This window comes from Streptomyces flavochromogenes (genome assembly GCF_000717595.1).
Classification (GTDB): Bacteria; Actinomycetota; Actinomycetes; order Streptomycetales; family Streptomycetaceae; genus Streptomyces; species Streptomyces flavochromogenes.
Genome location: NZ_JNZO01000045.1, coordinates 1 through 21,491, shown reverse-complemented (window position 1 = coordinate 21,491; position 21,491 = coordinate 1). Strand labels below are relative to the sequence as shown.

At 73.7% G+C, this 21,491-nt stretch carries 19 protein-coding genes; 9 read left to right on the top strand and 10 right to left on the bottom strand.

The genetic code is table 11. The annotated features are described in order from the left end of the window. The first annotated feature begins 42 nt into the window (after positions 1-42). The 4 genes from IF00_RS0137275 (at position 43) to IF00_RS0137260 (ending at position 3,262) form a co-directional block, all read left to right on the top strand. Positions 43-624 (top strand): DUF5134 domain-containing protein, encoded by a 582-nt coding sequence (locus IF00_RS0137275; protein ID WP_030326013.1) that lies wholly within the window; start codon positions 43-45, stop codon positions 622-624. Positions 625-743: 119 nt separating this feature from the next. Continuing rightward, positions 744-1,685, top strand: coding sequence for a M56 family metallopeptidase (locus IF00_RS0137270; RefSeq protein ID WP_030326012.1), 942 nt, complete (start codon positions 744-746; stop codon positions 1,683-1,685). An 86-nt stretch (positions 1,686-1,771) separates the two neighbouring features. Further along, positions 1,772-2,455, top strand: coding sequence for a phosphatase PAP2 family protein (locus IF00_RS41845; protein WP_245234735.1), 684 nt, complete (start codon positions 1,772-1,774; stop codon positions 2,453-2,455). 129 nt (positions 2,456-2,584) lie between these two features. Further along, positions 2,585-3,262 carry a TetR/AcrR family transcriptional regulator gene (locus IF00_RS0137260; RefSeq protein ID WP_030326008.1) on the top strand — a complete coding sequence of 226 codons (678 nt, stop codon included), beginning with the start codon at positions 2,585-2,587 and terminating at the stop codon, positions 3,260-3,262. Here IF00_RS0137260 and IF00_RS0137255 read toward each other — a convergent pair. Next, entirely contained in the window at positions 3,256-4,686 is a 1,431-nt protein-coding gene (locus tag IF00_RS0137255) for an LVIVD repeat-containing protein (protein WP_078945012.1), read from the bottom strand. The two genes, IF00_RS0137260 and IF00_RS0137255, sit on opposite strands and share 7 nt — an antisense overlap. 281 nt (positions 4,687-4,967) lie before the next feature. On the opposite strand from IF00_RS0137255, the gene IF00_RS0137250 reads away from it, so the two are divergent. After that, entirely contained in the window at positions 4,968-5,615 is a 648-nt protein-coding gene (locus tag IF00_RS0137250; RefSeq protein WP_051820819.1) for a DUF305 domain-containing protein, read from the top strand. Positions 5,616-5,721: 106 nt separating this feature from the next. Here IF00_RS0137250 and IF00_RS0137245 read toward each other — a convergent pair whose 3' ends face one another. Further along, the gene (locus tag IF00_RS0137245; RefSeq protein WP_030325999.1) at positions 5,722-6,075 is read right to left on the bottom strand and encodes an ArsR/SmtB family transcription factor; all 354 of its coding nucleotides are present in this window, start codon (positions 6,073-6,075) and stop codon (positions 5,722-5,724) included. A 124-nt stretch (positions 6,076-6,199) separates the two neighbouring features. On the opposite strand from IF00_RS0137245, the gene IF00_RS0137240 reads away from it, so the two are divergent. Then, positions 6,200-7,285, top strand: a complete 1,086-nt coding sequence (locus IF00_RS0137240) for an NADH:flavin oxidoreductase/NADH oxidase (RefSeq protein ID WP_030325998.1) — start codon at positions 6,200-6,202, stop codon at positions 7,283-7,285. 143 nt (positions 7,286-7,428) lie between these two features. Continuing rightward, on the top strand, positions 7,429-8,511 hold the full coding sequence (locus IF00_RS0137235; RefSeq protein WP_030325996.1) for a WD40/YVTN/BNR-like repeat-containing protein: 1,083 nt from the start codon (positions 7,429-7,431) through the stop codon (positions 8,509-8,511). Positions 8,512-8,587: 76 nt separating this feature from the next. Here the strand turns inward: IF00_RS0137235 and IF00_RS0137230 are convergent, their stop codons facing one another. Continuing rightward, complete coding sequence (locus IF00_RS0137230; RefSeq protein ID WP_030325994.1) at positions 8,588-9,265, bottom strand: uracil-DNA glycosylase; 678 nt, start codon at positions 9,263-9,265, stop codon at positions 8,588-8,590. A 128-nt stretch (positions 9,266-9,393) separates the two neighbouring features. Between IF00_RS0137230 and IF00_RS0137225 the strand changes: the two genes are divergently transcribed. Beyond that, positions 9,394-10,425, top strand: coding sequence for an N-acetylglucosamine kinase (locus IF00_RS0137225; RefSeq protein ID WP_030325991.1), 1,032 nt, complete (start codon positions 9,394-9,396; stop codon positions 10,423-10,425). Between the two features lie 122 nt (positions 10,426-10,547). Next, positions 10,548-11,471 (top strand): sirohydrochlorin chelatase, encoded by a 924-nt coding sequence (locus tag IF00_RS0137220; RefSeq protein WP_037640037.1) that lies wholly within the window; start codon positions 10,548-10,550, stop codon positions 11,469-11,471. A 110-nt stretch (positions 11,472-11,581) separates the two neighbouring features. Here IF00_RS0137220 and IF00_RS0137215 read toward each other — a convergent pair whose 3' ends face one another. The 7 genes from IF00_RS0137215 to cseB form a co-directional block, all read right to left on the bottom strand. Continuing rightward, positions 11,582-12,637 (bottom strand): lactonase family protein, encoded by a 1,056-nt coding sequence (locus IF00_RS0137215; protein WP_030325987.1) that lies wholly within the window; start codon positions 12,635-12,637, stop codon positions 11,582-11,584. A 219-nt stretch (positions 12,638-12,856) separates the two neighbouring features. Continuing rightward, positions 12,857-14,359: an FUSC family protein gene (locus IF00_RS0137210; protein ID WP_030325986.1), complete on the bottom strand. Its 1,503-nt coding sequence runs from the start codon at positions 14,357-14,359 to the stop codon at positions 12,857-12,859. Between the two features lie 187 nt (positions 14,360-14,546). Then, positions 14,547-15,614: a hypothetical protein gene (locus IF00_RS42975; RefSeq protein WP_158710563.1), complete on the bottom strand. Its 1,068-nt coding sequence runs from the start codon at positions 15,612-15,614 to the stop codon at positions 14,547-14,549. Between the two features lie 158 nt (positions 15,615-15,772). After that, positions 15,773-18,337 carry an ABC transporter permease gene (locus IF00_RS0137200; RefSeq protein ID WP_030325982.1) on the bottom strand — a complete coding sequence of 855 codons (2,565 nt, stop codon included), beginning with the start codon at positions 18,335-18,337 and terminating at the stop codon, positions 15,773-15,775. Between the two features lie 121 nt (positions 18,338-18,458). Continuing rightward, positions 18,459-19,247, bottom strand: coding sequence for an ABC transporter ATP-binding protein (locus tag IF00_RS0137195; protein ID WP_030325980.1), 789 nt, complete (start codon positions 19,245-19,247; stop codon positions 18,459-18,461). Positions 19,248-19,392: 145 nt separating this feature from the next. Then, entirely contained in the window at positions 19,393-20,703 is a 1,311-nt protein-coding gene (locus IF00_RS0137190) for a sensor histidine kinase (protein WP_051820816.1), read from the bottom strand. A gap of 5 nt (positions 20,704-20,708) precedes the next feature. After that, positions 20,709-21,449 (bottom strand): two-component system response regulator CseB, encoded by a 741-nt coding sequence (gene cseB, locus IF00_RS0137185; protein WP_030325976.1) that lies wholly within the window; start codon positions 21,447-21,449, stop codon positions 20,709-20,711. Positions 21,450-21,491: the final 42 nt, after the last annotated feature.

The window sequence follows — 21,491 nt, the reverse complement described above, 5'->3', positions numbered from 1 at the left end:
GGCATCCTCCGGAGAGGGACGGCTTCGAGGGGGAGGTGTGCCGTGCACGGACCGGCCCTGTCCGGGTGGTTGGCGGTCGTGCTCTGCGCGGTGACAGGCGTGTACTGCCTGCTGCGGATGCGCGCGTGCGCCGGGGAGGAGCGGCGAGCCGCGGGCGGCGAGGCGCTGATGGGCTTCGGGATGGCGTCGATGGCGCTGCCCGCGGCGGCGCTCACGCCGCCTGAGTGGAGCTGGGCGGTGTACGCGGCGGTGTTCGGCGGCGCGGCACTGCACGGTCTCGCGGCGATCCGCCACGGCGGACACCATCTGCACCACTTCGTCGGCTCGCTCGCCATGGTGTACATGGCGGTGTCGATGGCGGCTCCCGGCGCGGGGGCGCACGCGGGGCACACGGCGGGCACGACGGGCGGCGTACCCGTCCTCACGGGCGGACTGCTCCTCTATTACATGGCGTACGTGCTGCACGCGGGCACGAGACTCGTGCCCGTCGCGATACCTGCGACGGCGGGCGGCCCGGGTCCCGGCCGCGGACCGGGGCCGGACCGGGCGGCCCGCCCGGAGCTGACGCTCGCCTGCCGGCTGTCGATGGCGCTCGCGATGCTGGCCATGCTGGTGACGCTGTGAGTTCCGCCCGGCGCCTGACCGGTCCTTGAGGGGCGGCCCGGCGCAACCAAACCGTGGCGTACGTCACTTGCCGTCCCGGGGCATACCCCCGACCAGTACCGCGCTCATAGGCTGACGCCATGTGGGTCTCCCTCGCGCTGTTCCTGCTCGGAGTTCTGACCGCCCTCGCGGCCCCCCGGCTGCTGTCCCGGGCGGACTGGGTCGAGCGAGAACCCGTGGTGGCCCTCTGGGTGTGGCAGTGCGTGATCGCCGCCGTGCTGCTGAGCTTCGCGCTCTCCATGACGTTCAGCGCGTCGACCGCCTGGCAGGCCGTACGGGGGCAGATCTTCGCGCCCGCGCCGCGCGCGGTGATCGACGCGTACGAACTGGGGACGACCGGGCCCTGGTCCGCGGTACTCGCGGTCGCCCTGGCGGCCGGCGGGGTGTGGACCGGGGCGATGCTGGGCCGGGAGTTCAGTCAGGCCCGGTCGCGGCGCCGACAGCGCCGCTGCGATCTGCTCGTCCGCGCGCCCCTGCTCCCCGGCGAGCAGCCGGGCGGCGAGCGCCTCGTGGTCCTGGAGGGTGAGCGGGCGAACGCCTGGTGGCTGGCGGGGAGCACACCCCAGCTGGTCATCACCACGGCGGCGCTGCGACGCTTGAAGGGGCGTCAGCTGGACGCCGTCCTCGCGCACGAGCAGGGGCACGCGCGCGCCCGGCACGACTGGCTGCGGCACTCCTCGGCGGCGCTGGCGGCCGGGTTCCCGGGGATCCCGGTCTTCACGGCGTTCCGCGAGGAGATGCACCGGCTGGTGGAGCTGGCCGCCGACGACGTGGCCTCGCGCCGGTTCGGGCGGCTGACGATCGCGCTCGCGCTGGTCGAACTGAACGAGGACCGGGGTGTGTTCGGGCCCGGACAGGCCCCGTACGGTGATCTGCCGCGACGGGTGAACCGGCTGCTGACCGCGGCGCCCCGGCTCACCGCGGGCCGCCGGCTCCGGCTCACCGCGGCCGCTTCCCTGGTGCCGGTGGTCCCGGTGCTCGTGGCCTTCGTCCCGGCGCTCAGCGCGCTGGGACAGGGGTGACGACAGGTACGCCGGTCAAGTCGTGGGCCACGCGCACACGAGCGGGGAGGATGGGTCGGGGGCCGATCGTCGGGCAGGATCGACGCATGCGCTCCTCCGCCGTGATCTCCGGGGTCCTGACCGCCGTCCTGCTCGTCCTCGTCGTCGTGGGGTGGACGCCGCTGCTCTCCTTCGACCGGTCGGTGACCGAGACGCTCCACCGTGACGCGGTGGCCGAGCCCGGGCTGACCCAGGTGAACCGGGTCCTCAGCGACTGGGTGTGGGACCCGTGGACGATGCGTGCGCTGGCCGCCGCGACGGTGGTGCTGCTGTGGTGCGGGCGGGAGCGGCGGCTGGCCGTGTGGGTGGCCGCGACGAGTCTGCTGGCCGTGGGGCTCCAGCAGGGCCTCAAGACGCTGGTGGGGCGGGACCGGCCCCAGTGGACCGACCCGGTCGACTCGGCGCGCTTCGCCGCGTTCCCGTCCGGGCACGCGATGACGGCCATGGTCACCTGCGGGCTGTTGCTCTGGGTCCTCGCGCTGCGTTGGCGCGGTGAGTGGCGCGGCTGGGGCGCCGTCACGAGCGTGGCGGTCGTCTCGGTGCTCGGGGTGGGGTGGACGCGGGTCTATCTGGGCGTGCACTGGCCCTCGGACGTGCTCGGGGGCTGGCTGCTCGGCTGGTGCTGCGTGGCCACCGCGGTCCTGACGTACCGCTGGAGCGAGCGTCGCGTTCCCCGGGCCGGGCCCGGAACGAGCGACGGCGAGGGGCGCAGAATGGGAGGAACAGAATGAGGCCGCCTGTTCTGGACGATCCCCCGTGTCGCCCAGAACAGACGGCGTACCCGGCGGTCTGCCACGAGGGCAGCCCGACGGGATGCGCCGAGTATATTGGCTGGCAGCCAGTCAACGCAGGAGTCCAGCATGTCCCCGCGTAGCCCATCGGTCAATGAAGAGCTTCGGCGCAGGTCGAGGGAGCGCATTCTGCAGGCCACGGTGGAGCTGGTCGACACACATGGCTACGAGGCGACGACGCTCGGCGACATCGCGGAGCGGGCCGGTTCGGCGCGGGGGCTGATCTCGTACTACTTCCCCGGCAAGCGGCAGCTTCTGCAGGCCGCGGTGCACCGGCTGATGCATCTCACCCTGGAAGCGGCCCTGGAGCGCGAGCCGCGCACGGAGGACGGCCGTGAGCGCATGGCGCGCGCGATCGACGCGATCCTGGGGCTCGCCGCGGAACGCCCCACCCTGATGAGGACCCATATGGCGGGCATTCTGCAGGCCGAGGGGTTCGTCCAGTGCGAGGAGCAGCAGCGCCTCGCGTTCCTGCTGCGGGACACGGTGGCGCGGTACGGCTCCGAGGACGTGGACACGGACTATCCGATGCTGCGTGCCCTGCTGATGGGCGCTGTGGTGGCGGTGCTGCTGCCGGGCGCCAAGATGCCGCTGGCGCGGCTGCGGTCGGAGCTGTTCCACCGCTACGGCCTGGACTGGGAGGCGGGCGCGCCGCCGGACGGGGGTCCGCCCGACGGCGCGCCGGTGGTCAGGCCGTCAGCCGGCCGTCGCGAGCGGACGGCCGGCGGTCACGACTCCGGTCAGTGATCGAAGTCGAAGTAGTCCGGCTGGGTCTGGACGTTGAGCTCGTCCATCCGGATCCGCTTCGCGGGGTCGGTACGGCGGTCGGAGAGCTTCAGGACGTCGAAGCCCTTGGCGATGTCGTTCGAGTAGATGTAGCCGTTGTAGTAGTACGCGGACCACGAGCCGCCGGTGGCGATGGTGGTGGCGGACAGCGGGCCGCGCTCGAAGTAGGCGATCTCCTTGGGCTTGCGGGAGTCGGTGAAGTCCCAGACGGAGATGCCGCCCTGGTACCAGGCCTGGACCATGATGTCCTTGCCCTTGACCGGGATCAGCGAGCCGTTGTGGGCGACGCAGTTCTCGGTGTCGGCCTGGTGGCGCGGGATCTTGAAGTAGCTGCGGAAGACGAGCTTGCTCTTCTTGCCCTTGCCGACGATGTCGTAGATGCCGTCGGCGCCACGGTTCGGGCCGACCGCGGCGTTGCAGGTGGCCGCGCCGCCGCCGCCGAGCTCGTCGGTGAAGACGACCTTGTCGGCCTTCTGGTTGAAGGTCGCGGAGTGCCAGAACGCGAAGTTGACGTTGTCCTGGACACGGTCGATCACCCGCGGGTGCTCGGGGTCCTCGATGTCGAAGAGGATGCCGTCACCCATGCAGGCGCCCGCCGCGAGGTCCTTCTCCGGGAGGACGGTGATGTCGTGGCAGCCCGTGGTCTTGGAGACACCCGGGTTGGTCGGGCCGCCCGGGTTGCCGCCGCCGTCCGGGCCCTCGCCCGGGAAGAGGACGGGGAAGCCGACGAGCGCGGCCTTCTCGGGCGCCTTGCGGGGCACCTTGATGACCGAGATGCCGTCGTGCGGAGGCTGGCAGTCCGGGAACGCGGCGTTGGGCGAGTACGACGAGACGTAGATGTAGACGTCCCGCTTCTTGGGAACCAGCGTGTTGGTGTGCGAGCCGCACGCGGTCTCGACGGCGGCGACGTACCTCGGGTTCCGGACGTCGCTGATGTCGAAGATCTTCATGCCCTCCCAGGATTCCTTGACCGAGGCGGGCTGCGTCGTGCTGGCGCAGGAGTTGTCGCTCCGGGAGGAGTCCGTCGAGAGGAACAGCAGGTTCCCGGAGACGGAGATGTCGTTCTGGGAGCCCGGGCAGAGGACCTGGGCGACGGTCTTCGGGGACTTCGGGTTGCTGATGTCGAAGATCCGGAAGCCGTCGTAGTTGCCGGCGAAGGCGTACTTGCCCTGGAAGGCGAGGTCCGAGTTGGTGCCCGGGAGGGCGTCCTTGGGGATGTTGGCAAGGTGCTCGATGTTCGAGCTGTGGACGATCTCGTCCACGCCGGGTATCTCACCGCTCTGTATCGCGGCACGCGCCTCGGCCGCCTGCTCCGCGGAGACCTTGCCCTGGGCGGGCACGTCTCCGGGGTCGGGGGTCGCGGTGGCGGGGCCCGCCATGAGCATGGTGGCCAGCAGTCCGGCCGCGGCGGATGCCACGCCAAGGCGTCTGAGCCTGGCACGCGGGTCGCGCGTGCTGGACGTGGTACGCGGGGTACGCAACGAAGTCACTCCGTCCTCCCTGGTATCCGTTCAGCGTTGAACGGGTGTTGGACCCCGGCAGTATCTTCCTTGCCGTGCACATCTCAACAGATGGCAACACAGACGTAATGAAGGTTTTTGATCGGTAGCCCCGAGAAAAGTGCTAGGAACGGTCACTGTCCCCGCAAGAACATCTGGAGGTCGCGTTGTTGATCCGCCGTCAGCGTGCCGTCGTCGCCGTGGCCCTGTCCGCCGTCGCCGTACTCGCCCTGACCGCCTGCGAATCGGGGTCCGACAAGGGCGCACCGGAGGCCGGGAGTTCGGCCGGGACCGTGGTCGCGCCGGGCAAGCCCGGCGAACCGGCCAGGCGGATATCCCCCGAGGAAGCCGCGAAGCTGCTTCCGGACCAGAGCCCGAACAGCGCCGACTTCACCTACGTGCAGATGATGGTCGTGCACCACCGGCAGGCCCTCACCATGACCGCGCTGGCCCCGCAGCGGGCCGCCTCCGCCCAGGTGAAGGGCGTCGCCGAACGGATCGCGGCGGCGCAGCAGCCGGAGATCGGCGCGATGGAAGGTTGGCTGAAAAACAACGGTGGCCCGCGCGAACAGGCGGGCCACGACCATCACTCGATGCCGGGCATGGCGAGCGAGGCACAGCTGAAGGAGCTCCGGAACGCGAAGGGCAAGGCTTTCGACGAGCTGTTCCTGAAGCTGATGATCACGCACCACGAGGGGGCGGTGACGATGGCCGCCGAGGTGCTGAGCGAGGGCAACAACGTCCTCGTGGAGGAGATGGCGAACGACGTGATCGCCCAGCAGTCGGCGGAGATCGGGAGGATGCGGGGTCTGTGAGGGGGTACGGCGGACCCGGGCCCTCCCGCCCTCACCGGCGTCCGTGCCGTCGCGTCCTCGCGGTCGGCCCGGGCGCAGAGTCGCGCCCTCCCGCCCTCACCGGCGGCTAGGCCGTCGCGTCCTCGCGCGTGACCTGGGCGTCGGCCGCCGCCAGGACCGTGGCCAGCAGGCCCGGGAAGAGGGCTTCGAGGTCGTCCTCGCGCAGGGCGTTGAGTTTGGCCGTACCGCGGTACGTCTGCCGGATGACTCCGCCCTCGCGCAGCACCCTGAAGTGGTGCGTCGTCGTGGACTTGGTCACCGGAAGGTCGAAGTACGAGCAGCTCAGCTCGGCCCGCTCGCGCGCCATGTCCCGCACGATCCGCAGCCGCACCGGGTCCGCGAGCGCGTGCAGCACCGCCTCCAGTCGGATCTGGTCGCGCGTGGGGTGTTCGAGGGCGCGAGAGCTGGTGGCGGTCGTCATGGCGGCGGCTCCACTTCATCCGGGATACGGGCCATTGTACGAGGACTCTCGTAGTTTGACAGATGCCGTACTACGATGGTTACCGTACTAGCGTCCTTCGAGGCACCCCGAAACGGAGTCCGTCATGAGCGTCGCCCTGTTCGAGCCCTACACCCTGCGGTCGCTGACCGTCCCCAACCGGGTCTGGATGGCGCCCATGTGCCAGTACTCGGCGGAGATGACGGGACCGAACGCGGGTGTCGCCACGGACTGGCACTTCGCCCACTACGCCTCCCGGGCCACCGGCGGCACCGGACTGATCCTGGTCGAGGCGACCGCCGTCGCCCCGGAGGGCCGGATCAGCCCGGCGGACCTCGGCCTCTGGAACGACACCCAGACCGAGGCCCTCCGCCGCATCGCCGGCTTCCTCAAGGACCACGGCACCGTCCCCGGCATCCAGATCGGCCACGCCGGACGCAAGGCCTCGACCAAGCGCCCCTGGGAGGGCCGCGGGCCCGTCCCCGAGGACGGTCCCGGCTGGCAGCCCGTCGCGCCCAGCCCCGTCGAGTTCGCCGAGGGCTACCCGGTGCCGACCGAGCTGACCGTCGACCGGATCCGGGAGATCACAGGGCAGTTCGCGGACGCGGCCCGCCGCGCGCTCGACGCCGGCTTCCAGGTCGTCGAGGTGCACGGCGCCCACGGCTATCTGATCGGCGAGTTCCTCTCCCCGCACAGCAACCACCGCACCGACGCGTACGGCGGTTCCTTCGAGAACCGGACCCGGCTCGCCCTGGAGGTCGTCGACGCCGTGCGGTCCGTGTGGCCCGAGGAGCTGCCCGTCTTCTTCCGCATCTCCGCCACCGACTGGCTGGAGGAACAGGGCTGGACGGTCGACGAGACCGTACGGTTCGCCGCGCTCCTGCGCGAACACGGCGTCGACCTCCTCGACGTCTCCAGCGGCGGCAACGGCGGACCGGCCGAGATCCCGGTCGGCCCCGGCTACCAGGTGCCCTTCGCGGCCCGCGTCAAGGCCGAGACCGGGCTGCCGGTGGCCGCCGTCGGTCTGATCACCGAGAGCGACCAGGCCGAGAAGATCCTCGCCAACGGCGAGGCCGACGCGGTCCTCCTCGGCCGCGAGCTGCTGCGGGACGCCTCCTGGGCCCGCCGCGCCGCCCGCGACCTGGGCGCGTCGACGCACAAGGCGCCGCCGCAGTACGCCTGGGCGATCTGAGGACCGCGAGGCGACCGCTGGCCCCTGAATCGCCGGCGTACGGCGTGGCGCGGGCGTCTCCGGGAGTGTCCGGGAGCCGTTGTCAGTGGCCGGGTGCAGACTGGCCCGTATCCGCGACAACGGCGTCCTGGAGGTTGGCAGCCATGCCCGACGTACTCCTCACCGTAGGCACCCGCAAGGGGCTCTTCATCGGCCGCAGGCACGACGGCCGATGGGAGTTCGACGATCCGGCCTTCCCCGCACAGGCGGTCTACTCGGTCGCCATCGACACCCGCGGGCCGAACCCGCGGCTGCTCGTGGGCGGGGACAGCGCCCACTGGGGCCCGTCCGTCTTCCACTCCGACGACCTCGGCAGGACCTGGACCGAACCGGCGCGGCCGGCCGTCAAGTTCCCCGAGGACACCGGCGCCTCCCTGGAGCGCGTCTGGCAGCTGCACCCGGCACCCGAACACTCCCCCGGCGTCGTGTACGCGGGGACGGAGCCGGCCGCGCTCTTCCGGTCCGGGGACGGCGGGGAGTCCTTCGAGCTCGTCCGCCCGCTGTGGGAGCACCCGACCCGCTCCCAGTGGGTGCCGGGCGGGGGCGGCGAGGCCGTGCACACCGTGGTGACCGACCGGCGCGACCCGGCGGCCGTCACCGTCGCCGTGTCCACGGCCGGCGTGTTCCGCTCGCAGGACGGCGGGGCCGCCTGGGAGCCCTCCAACAAGGGCGTGTCGGCGGTGTTCCTGCCGGATCCGCACCCGGTCTTCGGACAGTGCGTCCACAAGATCGCCCAGGACGCGGGCGATCTCGACCGGCTCTACCTCCAGAACCACTGGGGCGTCTTCCGCAGCGACGACGCGGGCGCCAGCTGGACGGACATCGGCTCCGGCCTGCCGTCCGACTTCGGCTTCGCGGTCGCCGCGCACCCGCACCGCCCGGACACCGCCTATGTCTTCCCCATCACCGCGGACTCCGACCGGGTCCCGGCCGGCCGCCGGTGCCGGGTCTACCGTACGACCGACGCCGGAGCCACCTGGGAGCCGCTGAGCCGGGGCCTGCCCGAGGGCGACCACTACGGCACGGTGCTCCGGGACGCGCTGTGCACGGACGACGCGGACCCCGCGGGCGTGTACTTCGGCAACCGCAACGGCGAGGTGTACGGGAGCGCCGACGACGGCGACAGCTGGGCACTCCTCGCCGACCACCTGCCGGACGTGCTGTGCGTGCGGGCCGCCGCGATCTGAGCCGAGGCGGTCACGAGCCGGGCAGGTGAGCCGGATGCTGCCGTGGCCTCCTCCGGACGAGGGAGGCCACGGTGGATCAGGGCAGGCGCCAGTCCACCGGCTGGGCGCCCTGCTCCAGGAGGAGTTCGTTCGCGCGGCTGAAGGGACGGGAGCCGAAGAAGCCGCGGTCCGCCGACATCGGGGACGGGTGCGCGGACTCGATCGCCGGCAGACTGCCGAGGAGCGGCCGGGCGTTGCGCGCGTCGCGGCCCCACAGGATCGACACCAGGGGCTTGCCCCGGGCAGCGAGCGCGCGGATCGCCTGCTCGGTCACCTCCTCCCAGCCCTTGCCGCGGTGGGCGGCCGGCTTGCGCGGGGCGGTGGTCAGCGCCCTGTTGAGGAGGAGGACGCCCTGCCGCGTCCAGGGGGTCAGGTCGCCGTTCGACGGCCGGGGCATCCCCAGGTCGGTGTGCAACTCCCGGAAGATGTTCTCCAGGCTGCCCGGCAGCTGTCGGACCTCGGGCGCGACCGCGAAGCTGAGCCCGATCGCCATTCCCGGTGTCGGGTAGGGATCCTGACCCACGATCAGGACCCGCACGTCGTCGAAGGGCTGCTGGAACGCCCGCAGGACGTGCTGTCCCGCCGGCAGATAGGTCCGGCCCGCGGCGATCTCCGCCCGCAGGAAGTCGCCCATCTCCGCCACGCGGCCTGCCACGGGGCTCAGAGCCTCCGCCCAGCCGGGCTCCACCAGTTCCTTCAAAGGTCGCGCTGTCACGGTCCGTCACTCTACCGGCCTACTCCGACACCCCGGTTCGGGCGCCGTCACGGGCCACCCCCTAGACTCCGCCCACTCCCCCGCCCCACTCGTTGCGAGGACGGTGCACCGTGACCTCTGTCGTCTCCGTGTCTTCCGTGAACGACCCTTCCGGCGCGCTGGTCGTCGGTGTCGACTCCGGGGGTTCGGGTCTCCGGATCGCGCTGGCCGAGGCGGCGGGCGGCGCCGTGCTCGACACCCGCTCCTCGCGCGAACCGGTGCCGACCGGCCCCGGCGGAATCTCCGCCGGGCACTTCCTCGACCAGGTCCTGCCGGCCGTCCGGTCCCTGACGGAGCCTCATGGCTCCCGGCCGGTCGTCGCCGTGGCCGTGGGCGCCGCCGGGATGGCGACCCTCGGGGACGAGCTGCGGGCCGAGCTGCCGGGCGCTCTCGCCGAGGCCTGGGGCGTACGGCGGCTCGCGCTGGCGGCCGACGCCGTCACCGCGTACGCCGGTGCGCTCGGGCAGCGGCCGGGGGCCGTCGTCGCCGGCGGTACGGGGATGATCGCGCTCGGCACGGATCTGAGGTCCTGGCGGCGGGCCGACGGCTGGGGCCACCTCCTCGGCGACTGCGGCAGCGGTGCCTGGATCGGCCGGGCCGGCCTGGAAGCGGCCATGCGCGCCTACGACGGGCGGCGCGGCGGTTCTGCGGCGCTCCTGGCCCGGGCGGAGCGGCTGTTCGGTCCGGTGGCGGGACTGCCGGGCGCGCTCTACCCCCGTACCGACCGGCCCGCGGTGCTCGCCTCCTTCGCCCCCGAGGTGGGACGCTGCGCCGCCGAGGACCCGGTGGCGGCGGACATCCTGGCGCGGGCGGCCGGGCACATCGCCGAGGCCGCCGAGGCGGCGTGCCCGGACGGGCCGGGGGCGTCGGTGGCGCTGACGGGCGGCCTGTTCAAGCTGGGCGACCCCCTGCTCGTACCGCTGCGCGCGGCGCTCGGGGAGCTCGTACCGCGAGCCGGGACGGTGGAACCCGCGGGGGATCCGCTGTCCGGGGCCGTCGCGCTCGCGGCGGCGCTCGCCACCGGCACGCTGCGGCTGCCCGAGGACCCCGCACTGCTGCGCCTGTTCGTCGAGAACGCTCCACGGGCGGCCTCATCGGCCCAGGTGGGAGGCGGTGCATAGACCCGCGACGAGGGCGGAGACCGCATTCCGGACGCGTCACAGGGGGGACATAGAGGGGCAGAAGGCGCATGATCGTACCTCAGCCGACGCCGCCCCGGGCGAAACCAGTAGCATGCGGCGCCATGAGCTCCCCCACTGGGCCTGCTTCCGGCCTGCCTGTACGAATGCCTCGACCCCGTCAGTCCGGGCGGCACCGTCGCCCCGAACCCGCGGCGGCGCCCGAGGGCGCTCCCGCACTGGTTCTCGCTGTGCCCGGCGTGCCGTCCGCCGCCATACGCTCACTGGCCGAAGAGGTCGTGAGCATCGCCCGTTCCGAGCTGCCCGGCCTCGACGCCCTGATCGGCTTCGTCGAGGGCGACGACAGCGAGTACCCCTCGCTCGCGACCGTGCTGACGGCCGCCGCCACGCTGCGCACCGAGCGGTACGAGCTGGCCGTGGCCGCCGGCCGCGAGGTCAGTGCCCCCACCGGCCCCGCCTCGGTCGTCGTGCCGCTGCTCGCCGGTCCGGACAGCGCCCAGACGCGCCAGGTCCGCCAGGCCGTCATGGACGCCGGCAACACCGCCGAGCTCACCGACGTCCTCGGCCCGCACCCGTTGCTCGCCGAGGCGCTGCACGTGCGTCTCTCCGAGGCCGGTCTGGCCCGCGCCGACCGCGCCCGGCTGTTCACGGTCGCGACGGCCGCCGACGGCATCATCCTCGCCACGGTCGGCGGAGAGGAGGCCGTGCAGGCCGCGGGGATCACCGGCATGCTGCTGGCCGCACGCCTCGCCGTGCCCGTGATCGCCGCCGCTCTCGACCAGGAGGGTTCGATCGCCTCCGTCGCCGAGCAGCTGCGCGGTTCCGGTTCGGAGCAGCTCGCGCTCGCCCCGTACCTGATCGGCCCGGAGCTGGCCGACGGTCTGCTCGACGAGGCCTCGAAGGAGGCCGGCTGCGCCGCCGCCGAGCCGCTGGGGGCCTACCCGGCGATCGGCAAGCTCGTGCTCTCGCAGTACACCGCCGCTCTCGGCATCCCGCCGCAGCAGCCGCAGGGCGCGCCCTCGCTCTGAGGACACGCCACCCCGCCCGTACGCCGTAGGGCCCGCACCGGATGTCCGGTGCGGGCCCTACGGCGTTTCGACACATGGTCCCGTGAGGGGGGAACGCTATGGCCCCGCCCTCAGCCGAAGACGACGCAGGAGGCGGCGGGGGCCTCGATGGATCCCTCGCGCGCGGGGATCCCGGTCTCGGGGTCGAGGCCGAACCAGGTGACGTCGCCGGAGCGCTCGTTGGCGGCGTACAGATGACGGCCGGACGGGGCGAGGGTCAGGTCACGGGGCCAGGTGCCTCCGCAGGGCACGGTGGCGACCAGGGCGACCTCGGCCCCGTCGGGGTCGAGGGCGAGCACGGCGAGGGTGTCGTCCCCGCGCACGGCGGCCCAGAGGAAGCGCCCGTCGGGGGCGACGACGACCTCGGAGGGGTAGCTGGGGCCGGCGGTGCCCTCGGGGACGACGGGTGTCTCGCCGAGGGGTTCGAGGACGCCTGCGTCGGCGTCCCAGCGGCAGACGGTGAGGGTGGGCTCCAGCTCGTTCAGGACGTAGGCGTGTGTGCCGGACGGGTGGAAGACGAGATGGCGCGGTCCGGTGCCGGGGCGCAGCGCGGTCTCGCCGTGGAGCGTGAGCGCCCCGGTGCCGGGGTCCAGGGCGCAGACCCGTACGGAGTCGGTGCCGAGGTCCACACTGACGATCCAGCGGCCGCTGGGGTCGGGCAGCACCTGGTGGGCGTGCGGGCCGGCCTGCCGGGAGGCGACGGGGCCGCTGCCCTCGTGCCGGAGGACGGTCGTGGCGGGGCCGACGGTGCCGTCCTCGACCAGCGGCAGCGCGGTGACGCTGCCGGAGGTGTAGTTGGCCGTGAGGAGGTGCCCGGCGGCGAGGGCGAGGTGGGTGGGTGCCGCACCCTCGACGGGGACGGGCGCGCCGAGGATCCGGGGCGCGGGGCCGCTCACGTCGAAGGCGGCGACGGCCCCCGCCCCGGTCTCGGACACGGCGTGCAGCACGGGGCCCGCGAGGGCGAGGAACGAGGGGTCGGCGAGGGCGTCGCTGCCGCCGGTGACGGTCAGCGCACCCGTCTCCGTGTCCACGTCGGCGGCGAGAACCCCCCGCCCGCCCGCCGAGGTGAAGGAGCCGATGTACGCCCGTACCGCGCTCCGGTCCCGAACCGTCCCTGTGCCGCCCACGACGCCTCCCCTGTCCCCGCGGCCGGTCGCGGTCGACCGGCCTGCGTCCGGCCGACGGTAGCAGGCGGTCTAGACCAAAGAGGGTGGGTGGGTCGACCCGGCGGGGCGGGTGGCCGGAGACGTGCCGGGGAGACCGGAGACGTGCCGAGGACGTGCCGGGGACGTGCCGGGGACGTGCCGAGGACGTGCCGAGGACGTGCCGGGGACGTGCCGGAATGTTCAGGAGCGAACGAGCAACGAGCCCGGCGGCGTCCGCAGCGGCTCGTCGAGCGCGGCCAGGAGCTTCTCCAGACCGCTGACGTGACCGAGCGCCGCCTGACCGGCGGCCGGGGCGGCCGCACCGTCCGCCGCCACTCGCTCGCCGGCCTCGCCGGCCCCCTGGGGCGAGGTCAGCCGCTCCACCGCGGCCTCGACGCGCCAGCAGGCCGCGGCGAGGCGGGCGTCATGGCTCGCGGCCGGGTCGGCCGCCACGGCGGCGAGCCCCCGCACCTCGTCGGCGCACTCGTCGAGCAGCGCCAGGACCCGCCGTGCGCGGGCCTTCCGGCCGCGGAACGGGCTCAGCGGGTGGACCAGCGGGGCGAGGGAGAGCCGTACGCGTCCGAGCAGCAGCTCCAGCTCGGCCGCGTGAGGGGTCGGATCGGCGCCCTCGTCGCCGGACAGACGCCGCAGGGAGGCCGAGGTCGCCGACCGCACGCCCTGGAGCGCCCGCTGGATCCAGGCGTCGTTGATCGCGTGCGTGGTGACCGGGAGGATGAGCAGCACGGCGAGCGCCGCGCACACCGCGCCCACCGCGGTCTCCTCGAGACGGAGCACCAGCAGCGCCGGGTCGAGCACGCCGAGGAGGCCGTAGAGCAGACCCGCCATCACGGTCACGGCCAGCATCATCCAGCTGTACGAGACGGGCGCCGTGTAGAAGATCCCGAAGACGCAGAGAGCCACCAGCGCGGCCGTGGGGAGCACGGCCCCGTCGAGCGGGATGGCGACGACCATGCCGACGGCGATCCCGATCACCGTGCCCAGGACCCGACGGAAGCCGCGTACCAGCGTCTCGCCCCGCGACACGGTGTTGACGAAGATCCACCACGTCGTGCCGACGGCCCAGTACCAGCGGTCCTCGGAGAGCACCTGGCCGATCGCGAGCGCCACGGCGCACGCGGCCGCGGCCTGGATCGCCTGCCGGGTGGTCACGCGGGAGAGCCCGGAGCCGGGCAGCGGGGCCGGAGCGGCGGGCGGCGGCGTACGGCGTTCCAGCGGCCACAGGAGGAAGCGCACCGCGCCGGCGGCGGCCAGGGCGATGCCGACGGCCGCGTACAGCTCGGGGAGCTGCCCGGGGACCGCGTGCAGGAACTGGGTGGTGAAGAAGTTCATGAACGCGAAGATCCCCAGCGCATGCCCTCGCGGACCCCAGCGCCGGGCGTAGACCCCGCAGAACACCACGGCGAGGAAGGCGACGTCCCGCAGCAGCGTGATGTCGTGCAGCGCCGTGGCGAGAGCGAGGACGGGGAGGCCCGCGGCCGGGAGGAGCAGAGTGGTGACGGCCTGCGCGCGGACGGTGGAGTCCATGACGGTGAAGAGCGCGAGCAGCGCGGCGAGACCGCCGGTGATCGACGCGGTCAGCGAGAGGCCGGCGAGTTCCGCGAGTGCGACGGCGAGCGCGATGCCCATGACGGCGCGCAGCGAGTTCTTCATCCTGACGTGCCCCGGATCCGGTGCCACGAACATCCTCTTCACGGCTGTGAACCGCCCCCTCGTCTTGCCTTCCGCCCTGTCTCGCGGCGTCCCGGGGTGGTGGGAGCTCGCGGACATGACGAAGGCGCCGCGGTCCGGACCGGCCTCGTCGCCGCCCCGGCGCTGCGCGGCGCCGAAAGTACCTGGATACGCCAAGGAAACCATCCGTGGGGCCTCTGGCTCAACTCATGGCCGATCGGGTGGGCCATTGGCCCAGTGGAGGCCGGTCCGCGTCGGCCGCCCGACGGCCAACGGACCACCCCGGCTCCGGCACGCGTCGCGGCTCGGCCCGGTCACCCCCCCCCCCGGCCCGGCCACCCCCCCGGCCCGGCCACCCCCCGGGCGCGCCACTGTCACCTCCCGGCCCGGCCACCCCCCGGGCGCACCGCTGTCGCCGCCCGGTCCGGGTCAGTCGCGGCTCCGGCTCTCCAGGTCCTGGAGGTCGCGGGCGGCCTGCGCGGCGGCGCGGCGGGCGTCCCGCAGGGGACGCCGTCCTCGCCTCCTGCTTGGCCTGCCGGCCGTCGTGCAGTTCGCGCTCCAGACGGCTGACCAGCTCCGCCGCCTCCTCCTCCGCCGCCGTACGGGCGCGTTCGAGCTCGCGGAGGCGGGCGCGTTCACGCTCGCGCAGCCGCCGCGCGTCCGCACCGCGGGCCGTCTTCTTCTTCGGCGCCGGTCGTCCGGCCGCGCCGGCCGCCTCCTCGCTTCCGGGGGTCTCGTCGGCTTCGGGCGCTTCGGCGGCCGGGGCCCGGCGGGCGGGCACCGCCTCCTGGGCGACCTCGGGGAATCCGACCGCCGCTCCGGGTGCCTTGACGAGCCGGCCCCTCGACCACTGCTCGGCCACGTCCTGGTCGGCCAGAACGCCGTGCAGGGTCTGCTCGATCTCGTGCAGCACCGTGTCACTCACGGACAGCCCCGCTTCCCCCGCGAGCCCGGCGGCGGTACGGGCCAGCGCGGTGATCAGCTGCTGCCGCTGCCCGCTCGCGGCCCGCAGCTGCTCCGCGTCGAGTGTCCGGTGGGCCTCCCTCAAGGTCTCCCCCAGGGCCAGGAACTGCTGAGCCTCCCGCTTCCGCTGCCGGGCCAGCCGGTTCGCCGCCCACGCGGCGAGCGACGGGCGCCGCAGGGCGGCGACGGCCTTCGCGGCCCTCGCGTCCTTCGCTGCGCGCGCCCGGGCGACGTACGTGTCCCGCGCGGCCACGAACTCCGCCGGCCTCAGCCCGTACAACTCCTCGGCGACTTCCTCGACATCCACGCCGCCCACTCTGCGCCGACCACGCGCGGGGGCCGGGATCCCGCTCGGCGCCTCCGCCGGATGCCCGCCTCGATCACCCACTCGGGCCCCTCGAGGACGGCCGGGCCCTTCGCCCGGCCGTCCCCATCCGCCCCGCCGTCCACCTCACCCCGCCGCCATCACGCCTCCCCGACGGCCTCCAGCGGGCTCAGGGCGGCCGCCCGGCGGGCCGGGACGGCCGCCGCGGCCGTGCCGATCGCCAGGGAGCCGAGGCACAGGAGAAGCAGCGTTCCCCACGGCAGGGCCAGGGCGTAGCCCTCCAGGGCACCGTTGGCCAGGGCCCCGACCGCCCAGGCTCCGAAGAGCCCACCCGCCAGGCCGAGGAGTGTGCCGAAGGCTGCGACCGTCACCGATTCCAGGCGGATCATCCGCCGGACACCGGCGCGGTCCATGCCGATCGCACGCAGGACACCGATCTCACGGGTGCGTTCCGAGACCGACATGGCCAGGGTGTTGACGATGCCGAGCAGGGAGATCACGGCGCCGATGGCGAGGAGCCCGTACATCAGGGTCAGGAGTTCACCCATCGCGCCGGCCGCCTCGTCGACGACGGCCCGCCGGTCCTTGACCTGGACCAGTGGGCTGTTGCCCGTGGCCGTACGCAACCGGTCCTCGACGGCCTCGGAGACCGTGCCGCCGTCGGTACGGACGAGGATCCGCTGGACGGTGTCCGGCAGGAGGCTGTTCCGCTGCACTTCGGCGCGCGCTCCGAGCACGTCCCCCGCGGTGGGGTTGTCCTGGTAGACGCCGACGACCGTGTACGGCGCGAGCTCCTGGGCACGTCCGAGTGCGGCCTTGATCCGGCTGCCGGCGCTCACGGCCTGTTCCCGGGCGACGCTGTTCGACACGGCGATCCTGCCGGGGCCGAGGTCCTTCAGGGAGCCGCTGAGGAAGTCGAGCCGCATGACGTCGTCCACGGTGCCGGGGTCCACACCGGCGATCTGCCGTACACGGCCCCCGGTGAAGACCACGGAGTCCGAGACGGCGGACGCCGTCGTCACCCCGGGGGTACCGGCCACCCGGCGCGCGGCGGCCGGGTCGAGGGCTGCCATGTTCCCCCGCGTGCCGATCACGTAGTCGGCGCCGAGGCCGGTCGCCGCCTGCCGGTCGAGGGCCTGCCCGGTGGAGTCGCCGATGACGGCGAGTCCGGCGACCAGCGCGGTACTGATCATCAACGCGGAGGCGGTGGCCGCGGTGCGTCGCGGATCGCGCAGGGCATTCTCGCGGGCGAGCCGACCGGTGACCCCGAGGCGGCGGGTCAGCCGCCCGCTCAGCCGGATCACGGGGGGCGCGAGCAGCGGCGCGAGCACGATCATGGCGGCGACCAGAAGCGCGCAGCCGAGCATCGCGTGCTGCAGGTTCTCCACCGACGCGTCCTTCGCCCCCGTGAGGGAGACGAGCAGCCCCCCGCCGAGCGCGAGGAGGCCCGCTCCCGCGATGCCGCGGATCCGGAACGCTGCGGCGGACGGCGACTGCGCGGACGAGCGCAGCGCCTCGACGGGCGCGACCTTCGCCGCCTTCCGGGACGGCAGCCAGGCGGCGAGCACCGTGACGCCCACGCCCACACCGAGCGCCGCCACCACCGGGAGCGGGCCGATCACCAGCGGACCGCTGGGCAGCGGGTCCTCGGCGGTGCCGAGGAGGTCGGGCAGGACGGTCGCGATCCCGAGGCCGAGCACGAAGCCGGCCGCCGAGGCGGCGAGGCCCAGCAGGGCGGCCTCCCAGAGAACGGAACGGACGACCTGCCGTCGCGAGGCGCCGATCGCCCGCAGCAGCGCGATCTCACGGGTCCGCCGGGAGACCACCATGGTGAAGGTGTTGACGATGAGGAACGAGCCGATGAAGAGCGCGACCCCGGCGAAGATCATCGGCATCTTGCGGTGGCCCCGGGTCTGCATGTCGATGGTGGCGGCCTGCCGGACGGCCTGGGCGGCGCCGCTGGTGGCCTCGGCCCGGTCGGCCGGAAGCATGGCGGTGACCCGCTCGGAGAGCGCGACCCGGTCGGTTCCGGGCGCGGCGAGCAGATCGATCGACGTGTAGTGGCCGGGCGTCGCGAACAGCCGCTGGGCGGTCGCCCTGTCGAACAGGACGAGTGTGCCGCCGGCGGTCACCCGGCTGTCCTCGGTCGTGACGATGCCGACGAGCCGCTTCCTCATGACCGGCCCGTCGGTGGCCAGCGTGACCGTGTCGCCGACGCGGAGCCCGCCGGCGGCGGCAGTGCCGCTGTCCACGGCGAGTTCACCGCCGGCGGCGGGGGCGCGGCCCTCGACCAGCGGATGGCGGGTGTCCTTGCCGTCCTCCCCCGGTACGTAGGCGTCGGCGAGGTTCGCCCAGGCCTTGCGGGCGCGCAGCGGCGAGCCGTCCGCGGCGTTCAGGGTGGCCGAGCCCTCGGCCGACGGCCGTACGGCGGAGACACCGGGCAGCGCGGCCAGCTTCCGTACGAGCGTGTCGTCGAGCGTCCTGGCGTTCCGGTCGGCCTCGGGCCCCGGCGGTACGTGTCTCGGGGTCACGGTGACCGCGATGTCCGCGAAGTTCTTCGACGCGGCCGCACGGTGGGCGGCGGCGGAGGACTCGGCGAAGACGAGGGTGCCGACGACGAACGCGACACCCAGGCAGACCGCGAGCACGGTCATGGCCAGACGGGCCTTGGCCGCCAGGACGTTGCGCAGGGCTGTTCTCAGCATGGGGAGCTTTCGGGGGAGGAGGAGAGGGTGCGGGAGGGAGGAAGGGGCCGGGCCGGGAGGGCGTCGGGCCGAGGCGGGCGAGCCGGAGTGGCTTCCGGCCCCGCGCCGGGGTGACGCTGCGTCAGCTCGTACGGCCGCGGGTGTCCAGCGACTTCATCCGGTCCAGGACCCGGTCCGGGGTGGGCCGCGTCATCTCGTCGACCAGGGCGCCGTCGGAGAGGAAGACCACGCGGTCGGCATAGCCGGCGGCGACCGGGTCGTGGGTGACCATGACGACGCTCTGGCCGAGCTCGCGCACGGAATCGCGGAGGAAGCCGAGGACCTCGGCCCCGGCACGGGAGTCGAGGTTGCCGGTGGGCTCGTCGCCGAAGACGATCGCGGGACGGGAGACCAGCGCGCGGGCCACCGCGACGCGCTGCTGCTGTCCGCCGGACAGCTCGGCCGGCCGGTGGGCGAGCCGCTGGGAGAGACCGACCATGGAGACCACACGGTCGAGCCACTGCTTGTCCGGGCGGCGCCCGGCAATGCTCAGCGGCAGGGTGATGTTCTCCAGGGCGCTCAGCGTCGGCAGGAGATTGAAGGCCTGGAAGACGAAGCCGACCCGGTCCCGGCGCAGCCGGGTGAGCTGCCGGTCGTCGAGGGTGCCGAGCTCGGTGGTGCCGATGCGGACGGATCCGGAGCTGACCGTGTCGAGGCCGGCGGCGCAGTGCATCAGGGTGGATTTGCCGCAGCCGGAGGGGCCCATGATCGCGGTGAACTCCCCCTCCCGGAAGGCGATGCTGACCCGGTCCAGGGCGACGACGCGGGTGTCGCCGCTGCCGTAGACCTTCGACAGGTCGGTGGTGGAGGCCGCGACGCCGACGGTCGTCGGGTACGGCGACGCGAGCGCGTCGAGGGGTGCGGCGGTCACGGGGACTCCTCTTCGGTGCGATGCGCGCCGGCGGGTGACGGGCGCACTTCGAAGGGTGTCCGCCGCGTGTATCAGGACCTCGTCGTCCGTGTATCGAGGTCCGCGCCGCCGTGCAGCAGTCCTGCGGGGAGCGACGGCGACAGGGTCAGGCGGGCAGCGTCAGGGTGGCGACCGCGCCGCCGTCCGCCGCGTTGGCGAACCGCAGTTCGGCGCCCAGCACCCGGGCCTGTCCCAGGGCGATGGTCAGACCGAGACCGTGCCCCTGTCCGCGTTCGGCGGCGCCCGTGTGGAAGCGGCGCGGGCCGTGGAGCAGCAGATCCGGCGGAAAGCCGGGGCCGTGGTCCCGTACGACGACCGTCCGGCCCTCGACGGTGACGACGACCGGGGCGGCCCCGTGCCGGTGGGCGTTGACGACGAGGTTGCCGACGATCCGTTCGAGGCGGCGGGGGTCCGTCTCCACGGTCGCCGCGGGATCCGCGGTCCGGTCCCCTTCCGGCGTTCCGTCGGTGGTGTCCTCCACCGTGACGGCCGTGTCGCATCCGGTACGTGCCACGGCCTCGCGGACGACCGCGGCGAGCGGCACATGGGCGTGGACCGGCCGCTCGGCGCCCGCGTCGAGCCGGGAGATCTCCAGCAGGTCCTCCACCAGGCCGCGCAGATCGCGTACGCGGCCCCGGAGCAGATCCTCCGTCTCCCCCGGCGGCAGGAGATCGGCGGCTGCCAGCAGGCCTCCGACGGGGGTGCGCAGCTCGTGGGCCACGTCCGCGGTGAACTGCCGCTCGGCGCGCAGCCGTCGGCCGAGGCTGTCGGCCATGAGGTCGACGGTGGTGGCGATGTCGGCCACCTCGTCGCCGCCCTTGACGGGTCCGGTGCGGGCGTCGAGGTCCCCGCCGGAGATCCGGACCGCGGTCTCGGAGACCCGCCGCAGCCGTCGGCCGAGCAGCCCGGCGCCGTAGAACGCGAGGGGTACGGCCGCGGCGAGGGCGGCGAGGGAGGCCACGGCCACGCTCACGTCGAGGCGGCGGAGCTCGTGCAGCTCGGAGCTCATGTTGACCTGGACGGCGAGGACCGGGCTGCCCGGGCCGGCGAGCCGCTGGGCGGCCCAGACGCTCGGCCCCTGATTGCCCTGGACCCGCCCGTCGTAGGCGGTGTGCCGGGCGTCGTCGGCGGGGTGGCGCAGTGCCGACGGCAGTTCGGCGGGGTCGAGCGCGGCGCCCTCGGTGAGGGTGCCGGTGCGGCGGTAGGTGTCCATGGCGGAGTAGACGGTGTTGAAGGCGTCGCGTTCGGCTCGCTGGCGGATGTCGTACGAGGTCCAGACGTGGACGAGCACCCCCACGGCCACGGCGACGAGGGCGGCCGTGGCCGCGGCGAGCGCGGCGATCTTCCGCCGCAGGGACCTGCGGGCACGCGGGGTCGGGGACCTGCGGACCGGCCGGAGCGGGTGGAAGGGGCGCACCGGGATCAGCGCCGGAACTTGTAGCCGAAGCCGCGGACCGTCTCGATGCGGTCCCGGCCCAGCTTCCTGCGCAGCCGCTGCACGCACAGGTCCACGACCCGGCTGTCGCCGTCCCAGCCGTACTCCCAGACGTCGCGCAGGAGGGTGTGGCGTTCGAGCACGGTGCCCGGACGGGCGGCGAATTCGAGGAGCAGTTTGAGTTCGGTGGGGGTGAGCGCGACGGGGCTTCCCGCGACGAAGACCTCCAGGCCGTCCGTGTCGATGGTGAGGTCGCCGAAGACGAGCGCCCCGTCGTGGGCCCGCGGCCCCTCGCCGGCCGGGTGCTCGGCCGGCGGGGCGGCGGGGGCGTAGGTCGCGCGCCGCAGGAGGGAGCGGATGCGGGCCACGAGGACGTACGTGTCCACGGGCTTGACCACGTAGTCGTCGGCGCCCGCCTCCAGACCGGCGACGACATCGAGCCCGTCGCCGCGCGCGGACATCATCAGGACGGGCACCAGGCTGGTCTCCCGCACCCGGCGGCACAGCCCGATCCCGTCGAGGCCGGGCAGCATCACGTCCAGAATCAGCAGGTCGAAGCTGTCGTCCCGGAAGCATTCGAGCCCGGTGAGCCCGTCGGCCGCGGCCTTCACCTCGTATCCGTAACGCTCCAGGGCCACGGAGAAGGCCCTGCGCATCAGCTCGTCGTCCTCCACCAGGAGCACGCGCACGGGACGCGGAGAGACGGGGGCCGCAGGGGGTGTGGACACGGGGCGGCTCCTGTTCGAGGCGTGACGCGGCGGGGGGTGGGA